This is a genomic window from Paracoccus gahaiensis, assembly GCF_005048225.1.
Taxonomy (GTDB): domain Bacteria; phylum Pseudomonadota; class Alphaproteobacteria; order Rhodobacterales; family Rhodobacteraceae; genus Paracoccus; species Paracoccus gahaiensis.
The window spans coordinates 1-9,462 of record NZ_SUNI01000048.1 but is presented as its reverse complement, the minus strand read 5'-3'; the positions used below and the strand labels follow the sequence as shown (position 1 = coordinate 9,462).

At 65.1% G+C, this 9,462-nt stretch carries 9 protein-coding genes and 1 pseudogene; 9 read left to right on the top strand and 1 reads right to left on the bottom strand.

The window, feature by feature from the left end; all coding sequences use genetic code 11:
- Together FA743_RS19650 and FA743_RS19645 are read left to right on the top strand one after the other, a co-directional pair.
- Window positions 1-201, top strand: a pseudogene (locus tag FA743_RS19650) (nuclear transport factor 2 family protein); the annotation flags it as partial.
- A complete protein-coding gene (locus FA743_RS19645) occupies window positions 198-977 on the top strand; it encodes an SDR family oxidoreductase (protein ID WP_246055073.1) in 780 nt (259 codons plus the stop codon). The pseudogene FA743_RS19650 and the gene FA743_RS19645, both read left to right, overlap by 4 nt.
- A 124-nt stretch (window positions 978-1,101) precedes the next feature.
- Here FA743_RS19645 and FA743_RS19640 read toward each other — a convergent pair whose 3' ends face one another.
- The gene (locus FA743_RS19640; protein ID WP_246055072.1) at window positions 1,102-2,058 is read right to left on the bottom strand and encodes a LysR family transcriptional regulator; all 957 of its coding nucleotides are present in this window, start codon (window positions 2,056-2,058) and stop codon (window positions 1,102-1,104) included.
- Between the two features lie 54 nt (window positions 2,059-2,112).
- Here FA743_RS19640 and FA743_RS19635 point away from each other — a divergent pair, with 54 nt between their 5' ends.
- From FA743_RS19635 to istA, 7 genes are all read left to right on the top strand, one after another.
- Complete coding sequence (locus tag FA743_RS19635; RefSeq protein WP_136887753.1) at window positions 2,113-3,192, top strand: 4-oxalomesaconate tautomerase; 1,080 nt, start codon at window positions 2,113-2,115, stop codon at window positions 3,190-3,192.
- Between the two features lie 37 nt (window positions 3,193-3,229).
- Entirely contained in the window at window positions 3,230-4,315 is a 1,086-nt protein-coding gene (locus tag FA743_RS19630; protein ID WP_136887752.1) for a Bug family tripartite tricarboxylate transporter substrate binding protein, read from the top strand.
- Window positions 4,316-4,370: 55 nt separating this feature from the next.
- Window positions 4,371-6,317, top strand: a complete 1,947-nt coding sequence (locus FA743_RS19625) for a tripartite tricarboxylate transporter permease (protein ID WP_136887751.1) — start codon at window positions 4,371-4,373, stop codon at window positions 6,315-6,317.
- 317 nt (window positions 6,318-6,634) lie between these two features.
- Window positions 6,635-7,048 carry a DUF350 domain-containing protein gene (locus FA743_RS19620; RefSeq protein WP_136887750.1) on the top strand — a complete coding sequence of 138 codons (414 nt, stop codon included), beginning with the start codon at window positions 6,635-6,637 and terminating at the stop codon, window positions 7,046-7,048.
- Between the two features lie 450 nt (window positions 7,049-7,498).
- Complete coding sequence (locus tag FA743_RS19615; protein ID WP_136887749.1) at window positions 7,499-7,705, top strand: helix-turn-helix domain-containing protein; 207 nt, start codon at window positions 7,499-7,501, stop codon at window positions 7,703-7,705.
- Between the two features lie 165 nt (window positions 7,706-7,870).
- The gene (locus FA743_RS19610) at window positions 7,871-8,272 is read left to right on the top strand and encodes a hypothetical protein (RefSeq protein ID WP_136887748.1); all 402 of its coding nucleotides are present in this window, start codon (window positions 7,871-7,873) and stop codon (window positions 8,270-8,272) included.
- Window positions 8,273-8,409: 137 nt separating this feature from the next.
- The coding region (gene istA, locus FA743_RS19605) for an IS21 family transposase (RefSeq protein WP_136887747.1) at window positions 8,410-9,462 on the top strand (1,053 nt) is incomplete at its 3' end.

The following is a 9,462-nucleotide window of genomic DNA, read 5'->3' as shown; positions in this document are numbered from 1 at the left end:
GGCCGGCAGGCCATCCGCAACTGGTGGCTGGCCGCAAAGGCGAAGTATCGACACCATGCAGAGCCGATCGGCATGGAGCAGGCCGGAGGAAAGACCATCGTCCGGGCGACCGTGACCGGTAATTTCCCCGGCAGCCCTGCAGTGCTGACCTTCACCTTTGGGTTGGCGGGCGACCGCATCACCGATCTGGAGATCGGATGATGTCGGATTTCCTGACGCTGAAGGGCAAGCGCGCCCTGATCACCGGCGGCACGCAGGGCGCTGGCGCGGCCACCGTGGCGCTGTTCCGTCAATTGGGCGCGCAGGTTCTGACCACGGCGCGCAAGCCGGCCACCCTGCCGGACGCCCAGTTCGTCGCGGCCGACCTGACCACGCCCGAGGGATGCAAGGCTGTCGTCAAGGCCGTGCAGGACCGGATGGGTGGCACCGACATCATCGTCCACATGCTCGGCGGCTCATCCGCACCCGGCGGCGGCTTTGCGGCCTTGGGTGATGCGGAATGGCAGGCCGAGTTGGCTCTGAACCTGCTGCCTGCCCTGCGGCTGGACCGCGCGCTGGTGCCGGGCATGATCGCGCAAGGGGCGGGCGTGGTGATCCACGTCACCTCGATCCAAGCCCGCCTGCCGCTGCCCGAGGCGACCACCGCCTATGCCGCCGCCAAGGCCGCGCTGTCGGTCTACAGCAAGGGCCTATCCAAGGAGGTCTCGCCCAAGGGCGTGCGGGTCGTCCGCGTGGCGCCGGGCTGGATCGACACCGAGGCCTCGGTCCGCTTGGTAAAACGCGTGGCGGCCGATGCGGGCACGGATCTGGACGGTGGTCGGCGGATCATCATGGACAGCCTCGGTGGCATCCCGATCGGCCGACCGTCGAAGCCGGCCGAGATCGCAAACCTGATCGCGTTCCTAGCCTCCGACCGCGCCGCGTCCATCACCGGCACGGAATATGTGATCGATGGAGGGACGGTGCCGACGGCCTAGCGACCGCAGCATCCTGTTGTTCGCCGCTACCAGCGAGAATGTCCGGTCTGGAGAAGTTGCGAGGCTGCAGCTGACACATGCTGACCGGCCGCTACGGGCCAGTGCCTACAGTTGCCGTCTGAAACTATCCCCCCACCCGCCAGCGACTGAGCAGCATTTCATAGAACTGCTCCGCTGCCGGTGACCGTCGCGACCCCGGCACGCGGACGACGCCGACGGTCCGCGTGACGTTGGGCAGGATCAGGGGGACCGTCGCGATCGTGTGATGCGGGCCTGCCGGCAGAGCCATGCGCGGCAGGGCGGCGACCCCCAATCCGGCCTCGACCAGACCAAGGGAGGTGGACAGGTGCTGCACCTCGAAGAACGGGCGGGGGCGGACATTGGCCTTGGCGAGTGCCAGATCCATGATCAGGCGGTTGCCGCTGGACCGCCCAACAGTGACGAACCGGTGATCGGCCAGTTCTTCCCAGCTGACCGAAGACCGGCCGGCCAAGGGATGATCGCGCCTGCAGGCCAGCAGGAACGGTTCTTCGATCAGGGGATCGAACGCCACGTCGGTATCGTCCGCGCCCAGCAGGGTGATCCCGAAATCCACCTCGCGATTGAGCACGCTTTGCAACACCTCGTTCGCGCCGGCGTCCAGAATGCGGAACCGGATCGCGGGAAATTCGGCGGTGAAGGCGCTGATCACGTCCGGCAGGAAGTAATAGGCTGCCGTGGGGATGCAGGCGATACTGACCAATCCCGAGCGCCGCTCCGCAATCTCGCGGACCGACATCAGCGAGGTCTCCAGATCGTCCAGCAGTCCGCGCGCACGGGGCAGGAAATCCCGGCCAACGGCGGTCAGCGACACGCGACGGGTTGTTCGCTCCAGCAGCGGCACGCCAAGTGTTGCTTCCAGCTTTTGGATGCGCCGCGTCAACGCAGGCTGCGACAGATGGATGCTGTCGGCAGCCGCGCGAAAGCTCTGCATCTCGGCAGTGGCCACAAAGGCGCGCAGATCCTCGAGGTCGATATTCATGTGCCTGACGCAATAAACGTTCCAATCATTGCATTTCACACAATCCAGCGATTCTGGCAAGTCTGTGCCCAACCCAAGGGCAGTTGCCCCTGGCAGTCCAAGAAGGCCCAGATCATGCAAAGAATCCCCTGTGTTCTCATGCGAGGTGGCACCTCGCGCGGTCCCTTTTTCCTGTCCAGCGACTTGCCTTCCGACCGCGCCTCACGTGATGCGGTGCTGATCTCGGCGATGGGGTCGGGGCATCCGCTGCAGATCGACGGGATCGGCGGGGGCAATCCCCTGACCAGCAAGGTCGCCATCGTCGGGCGCAGCACACGACCGGATGCGGATGTCGACTACCTGTTCGCGCAGGTCAACGTCGAGCGGGCCTCGGTGGATACGGCGCCCAATTGCGGCAACATGCTGGCGGCTGTCGGCCCCTTCGCCATCGAGCAGGGACTGGTCAAGGCGACCGATCCCGAGACCCGGCTGACGATCTTCAACGTCAACACGGGCAAGCGGATCGAGTCCATCGTCCAGACCCCCGGGGGCGTGGTCGATTACGAGGGCGACACCGCGATCGCAGGCGTGCCTGGCACTGCGGCTCCGGTGCGCATGGCGTTTCTGGATGCGGCGGGGTCCAAGACCGGCAAGCTGCTGCCGACGGATGCCGGCACCGATCTGATCGACGGCATCGAGGTCACCCTGTTCGACATGGCGGTCGCGGCGATGCTGGTGGATGCGGGCAGCCTTGGGAAGACGGGGCAGGAAATGCCTGGGGACCTGGATGCGGACCGGACCTTCATGCAGCGGCTGGAGACGCTGCGGCTCGAGGCGGGACGCCTCATGGGTCTGGGGGATGTCTCGCAGATGGTCATTCCCAAGCCGATCCTGCTTGCCCCGCCCACGGGCAACGCGACGATCACCGCGCGCTATTTCATGCCGCATTCCTGTCATACGGCGGTCGCCATCACCGGCGCGGTCTGCATCGCGTCGGCCTGCTGCACCCCCGGCACGATCGCCCATCGCCTGGCCCGACTGCCCGATCCCGAAGCCGATGGCCGCCGGCGGTTGATCATCGAGCATCCTTCGGGGCAGACCCCGGTCGAGATCGAACAGGACCCGGTCACCGGGATCGTCACCCGCGCGATGGTCATCCGCACCGCCCGGCGCCTGTTCGACGGCTTTGTCCACGTGCGCGATCAGGTCGCCTGATCGCCAAGACTTTCATATCATCGAGGAGGAGACCCAGATGAAACTGTTCACCACACCCCTGCGGGCCGCATTGCTGTGCGCCGCGACGGCACTGACGCTTCCGCACACCGTTCTGGCGCAGGATTTTTCCGGCGAGACCATCGAATGGACCATTCCCTTCGGCGTGGGCGGCGGCACGGATGTCTGGGCGCGCTTCTTTGCCCCGCAGCTGTCGCAGACCCTGCCGGGACAGCCGAATGTCGTGGTGCTGAACGTGCCCGGCGGCGGCTCGATCACCGGCGCGAACCAGTTCGCGAACCGTGCGACCAGCGATGGCTTGTCGATCCTGGGCACGTCCGCCTCGACGCAATATCCGGCCATTCTGGGCGATCCGCGTGTCCGCTATGACTATGCCGACTGGACGGCGATCCTGGCATCGCCCACCGGTGGGGTCGTCTATGCTGATCCGAAATACGGCGTGACCGGACCCGAGGGACTGGACACCCTGAAAGCGGAGGAGATCCGGTTCGCCAGCCAGGGTGCGACCGCATTGGAAATGCCGGTTCTGCTGGCGCTGAAGATGATGGGCCTGAACATCCGCCCCGTCTTCGGGATGGAAAGCCGTGGCGCCGGTCGTCTGGCGTTCGAGCGCGGCGAGGCTGGCATCGATTTCCAGACCAGCTCGGCCTATCTCAACAGCGTGGCGCCGCTGGTCGACAGTGGCAAGGCCGTGCCCCTGTTCGCGATGGGCGTGGTCGATGCCGAGGGCAATGTCAGCCGCGATCCCTCCTTCCCGGACATGCCAACCTTCGTCGAGTTCTATACCGAAGCCATGGGGTCGGCACCCGAAGGCGAGGCGTTCGAGGCCTGGAAGGCCCTGATGATCGCGGGCTATTCGCTGCAGAAGATGGTGGTTCTGCCCAAGGACGCCCCGGCCGAGGTGATCGCAAGCTATACCGAGGCCGCTCGCCAGATCGTCGAGGCCCCCGATTTCCGCGAACGTGCCGGGGAAGAGATCGGCGTCTACGACCAGCTGGTCGGGGAGGAGGCCGACGCCGCCCTGCAGGTCGCGCTGACCGTCGATCCGGCCATCCGGGAATTTCTGACGACCTGGCTGTCCGAGGATTACGGCGTCCGGTTCTGAGCCATTGGCGGGGCCTGTCGGCCCCGCCGCACCGCATGTGGGGGAGGAAACCACGATGTTCGATATTGCCCTTTCGGCACTGGGTCAGGTCATGTCTACCGGACACCTGACCTTTCTGGTCCTCGGCGTTCTGGTCGGCCTGATCGTGGGCATCCTGCCCGGTCTGGGTGGCATTGCCGGAATGTCGATCCTGCTGCCGTTCCTTTATGGCATGGAGCCGACCGCAGCCCTGGGCATGCTGATCGGCATGGTCGCTGTCATTCCCACGGGGGACACGTTCACCTCGGTCATGATGGGGATCCCGGGATCCAGCGCCAGTCAGGCGACAGTGCTCGACGGCTTTCCCATGGCCAAGCGCGGCGAGGCAGCGCGTGCGCTGTCGGCGGCCTTCACCAGCTCGCTGATCGGTGGCCTGATCGGCGCGCTGGTCCTGTCGATCGCCATCGTGATGGCCCGCCCGCTGGTCCTGTCCTTCTCGTCGGCAGAACTATTCATGCTGACCCTGTTTGGCCTGTCCATGGTGGCGGTCCTGTCGGGACGCAGCCTGACGAAGGGCGTCGCCGCCGCCGGACTCGGCCTTGTCATCGGCACGATCGGCACCGCACCCGCGACTGGCGAGGCGCGCATGACTCTGGGCATCGATTACCTTTATGATGGGGTGCCGCTGGTCGTCGTGGCGATGGGCCTATTTGCCATTCCCGAAATCATCGACCTGCTCAAGCGCGGCACCGCCATCTCCAACAGCACCCCTCTGGGGGGCGGCTGGATGCGTGGCGTGCGCGACGTGCTAGGCCATCCCTGGCTGGTCGCACGTTGCGCGAGCCTTGGCTGCGTCATCGGCGCCTTGCCGGGACTGGGCGGAGCGGTCGTGGATTGGATCGCCTACAGCCATGTGGTTCAGACCAGCAAGGATCGCAGTCAGTTCGGCAAGGGCGATGTGCGCGGCGTCATTGCGCCTGAAAGCGCCAACAACGCCTGTCAGGGCGGCGCCCTGATCCCGACCCTTCTGTTCGGCGTGCCCGGTTCAGGCTCCATGGCGGTGTTCCTGGGCGGCATGGTGCTGCTGGGCATCCAGCCCGGTGTGACCATGGTCGAGACGCGTCTGGACCTGACCTACACGATCATCTGGTCGCTTGCTCTCGCCAACGTCGTCGGCGCCGGGCTTTGCGTGCTGATGGCGCGGCAGGTTGCGCGCCTGACGCAGGTTCCCTTCGTCTATCTGGCCCCGTTCATGGTGATGATCGCGATGTTCGCGGCATTCCAGGCCTCGCGGTCGATGGCAGATCTGGTCGCACTGATCCTTATGGGCGCGGTCGGCATCTACATGCGTCGCTTTGGTTGGCCCCGTCCCGCGTTGCTGATTGGGTTCGTCCTGGCGCCAGGAGCCGAGGGCTATCTGTATCAGGCCGTGCAGTTCTATGGCATGGAATGGCTGATGCGGCCCGGTGTCATCATCATCGGCATCATCACCGTCGTCTCGGTCTTCCTGGGCCTGCGGTATGGCGCCGAGGTCTCCAGTGAAGGGGCGAGTGACGTCGCGGATCAGAAGACACGGGGTCGGCAGATGGCGTTTGCCGGAGTGCTGGTCGCCGCAGCGGCGTTCTGTCTGGTGGAAAGCATCGGCCTCAGCTTCCTCGGCATGGTGTTCCCGCTGACCATCGGCATCCTCGCGCTGCTTGGGGCGTTGGGCGTGGTGTTCAGCATCCGTCGCGGCCGCGTTGCGGAGATCCATGACGACGACGCAAGCGCCGCCGTGGCGGGTATCTGGTCGGGGCGCGAAATGTATCTGGCGGTCTTTGCGGCATTGGTCGGGCTGGTCTGGCTGATCGGCTTCGTGCCCGCCATGGCGATCTTCTTTCCAGCGTTTCTGATCATCGCGGGAAAGGCACGGCCAGTGCAGACAGCACTGCTGACACTCGGCGCCGTCGGGTTCATCAGCGGGATCACCTGGGCGATGACTCTGCGCCTGCCCGAGGGGATCATTCCGCCCATGTTTTTCTAGCTTCATATCTTACATCTATGGGTGGCGGCCATTTGTTATGGCCGTCATCGCCTTTTGACGTGTTAGCTGAAACCTGCGGACCAAATGCATGGACAGTGAAGTTCACACGGAATTGGTATCGACCGATTGAACTGGCAGAGTTAGGCCAATGGCGTTTTATCTTCGATGCGCCGGTCGTTGCGTCTGACCGCGCGCGGATCCCCGGACGCGATACCCCGGGCACGCAGGGCCTTTCGGCGGATCGAGGAAACACCCGGTTCTGCTTGGACGGTCGATGCTCTATGCTTCACGGGATCGCCGCACAAGGACTGCCGAACATGGACAATGCCCTCCTCGCCTCCGTCTCGGGTCTCCCCGCCTTCCTTTTGTACATGGCGGCCGCCATCGGCCTGTTCCTGGCCTTCATGAAGATCTACGCGATGGTGACGCCCCATGACGAGCACGCGCTGATCCGCGCCAACAACCCCGCCGCGTCCATCTCCTATGGCGGCGCCATGATCGGCTTCGTGCTGCCGATCGCCTCAGCGGTTCAGAACTCCATCAGCCTGCTCGATGTCCTTGTGTGGGGCATGGTGGCCGGCGTGCTGCAGATCCTCTGCTTCCTGGTCTTTCGGCTTTTCCACCGCGATATCGTGACCCGGATCGAAGAGGGTCAGACCGCGGCCGCCATGCATCTTGCGGCGGTCAGCCTCTCGGTGGGCCTGCTCAATGCTGCGGCCATGACTTACTGAGGATCGTCTCGATCGGCAGCCTCGGCTCAGGCCCCCGGGCGCAAAAGGCGGTCCCGTACCTGCTGCCCGCGGGCCCTCCGACATGACAGAAGCCGCCCGTCGTCGATACCTCCGCTGTAGCTCCCGCCGACATAAGCCCAAGCCTAAGACCGCCACCCGGCCCGAAGAGCGCGGTCGGTCATCGTGTCGTGCCGCATGGCTTCTTCGTGTCGCACAACGGACCCTGCCCCGATCTTGATCGTTTTCCGCGTGATCGATCATGACACTTTGTAGCGCGCGCAGCGGGGCGTTCATCTGGAGGCATGTCGCCACACGCATCCCCCGACGTCGACGAGGCATGCCAGGCCGCCCTTGCGGGCGGGCTGCGGCGGTTGATCGATCTTCTGGCGCGGCACATCGCCGACGAGGCCTGGGCGGGGCAATTGGACGACGCGGCCCCGGAGGATGACGATGACCCGAAAGACCCCTCACAAACCCCAGGCTGAGCCGCTGCTGACGGTGGCGGATGTCGCGGCACTGGACCAGTGCCCGGAGAAGACCGTGCGCCGCGCGATCGCCGCGGGCCTTCTGGAGGCGGTCCGGATCGGCCCCGGCGGGCGGCTTCTGCGTATCGATCCGGCGGCCCATCGCGCCTATCGGCGGACGCTGCGAGCGTGACCGCGCGTGTCCATGATTATCCATTTCTGTCAATGCCTTGACGCCATCTCGGGAAGAGGTGGCGTCGGCGAGTTTCTGACTTCCTGTGCTATCGTTTTCCCGAATCGGCACGCGTGACCATCGCTGTCCACCCGTGTCCCCGCATGACCCCTTGAGGAGCACCCGATGAAGCCTCTGGATCCCACCCGCCCCGACTTGGCCTTCGTGCCGGCCGAGACGCCGATGTTCGCCCGGATCATCCAGCTGATCGAGACCGATGACAACCTTGCTGCACATCGCCGGCGCGATCTGGCCTCGGGGTTGCGGCGCGTGGCCCATGCGATCGGCCGCCCGCCCGAGGAGGTGCCTGCCGATCCCAAGTGGCTGCAGCCGCGCCTGGCGAAGGTGGCTCCGGCGGCGCTCGGCATCACCGCCAAGTCCTGGCAGAACGCGGTCAGCGATGCGCGCATGGCCATGGCGCATCTGGGGATCGTGCGCCGCCGCAACCGGCATGTCGACGATCTCTCGCCGGACTGGGCGGCGCTGTGGCGCGGGGTGCTCGATTACGAGAAGGCGAGCCTGCTGTGAGTGCTGGACGTAATCTCCCCAAAACGGCTGGATGAAAATTCCCCGGTTTAGCGCTGATGCTGATGGTCAGGGGGCATGCCCCCTGACCATCGGCGGCGCAGGATTACCGCTGCTGATGCCAAAGGAAGGGCGGGCAGGTGGTAGGATTGAGGGAGATTGTGATGATCCTGGATTTGGAACGGCAGGGCTTGGGCATCAGTGCGATTGCGCGCCTGACCGGGCTCGACCGCAAGACGGTTCGGAAATACCTGGAACGGGGCCTTGAGGCCCCGGTGTATGGTCCCAGAGAGCCGGGTGATCGGCTGGCGGATCGGTTTCAATCCTATCTGGCAGAGCGGCTTGAAGCCTTTCCCGGGCTGTCTGCCCGCAGGCTGCATCGTGAGATCAAGGCGATGGGCTATGTGGGTGCCTATTCCACGCTGACGGAGTATCTCCGGCTGGTTCGGCCCGTGGCGCCGCGGCAGTTCGAGCGTCGCTTCGAAACGCCAGCCGGGAAGCAGGCACAGGTGGATTTTGCCGAGTTCCAGGTGGAGTTCACGTCCGAACCCGGCGTGCTGCGCAAGGTCTGGCTGTTCAGCATGGTGCTGGGGCACAGTCGTTGGCTCCGGGGGCGGTTCTGTCCGAACCAGACGCTGGAGACGGTGATGCGCTGCCACATCGCAGCGTTTCAAACGATGGGCGGGGCCTGCACCGAAGTCTTGTATGACCGGATGAAGACTGCGGTCATCGGCGAGGATGCTTCCGGCGTCGTGACCTACAACGTCTCCCTGCTGGCGCTGCTGGCCCATTACGGGTCGGCACCACGAGCCTGTCAGCCGTATCGGGCCAAAACGAAAGGCAAGGTCGAGCGGCCGTTCCGTTATGTCCGGCAGGACTTCTTCCTTGGGCGCAGCTTCCGCGATCTGGACGACCTGAACGCCCAATTCGAAGAGTGGCGCACGACCATTGCCAATCCGAGGGTGCATGCCACAACAAATCGGGTCGTGGATGAGCATTTTGCCGAGGAGAAGCCGCATCTTCTGGCCCTGCCTGGCCGCCCCTACGACGCTGTGCTGACGGTCGAACGGCGCATCAGCCAGGAAGGCATGGTCGCGGTGGGCGGCAACCAATACAGCGTTCCCGACACCACGCGGCGGCGGATCGTCGAGGTCCAGAACCATCCGGTCGAGGTCCGGATCTTCGAGGATGGC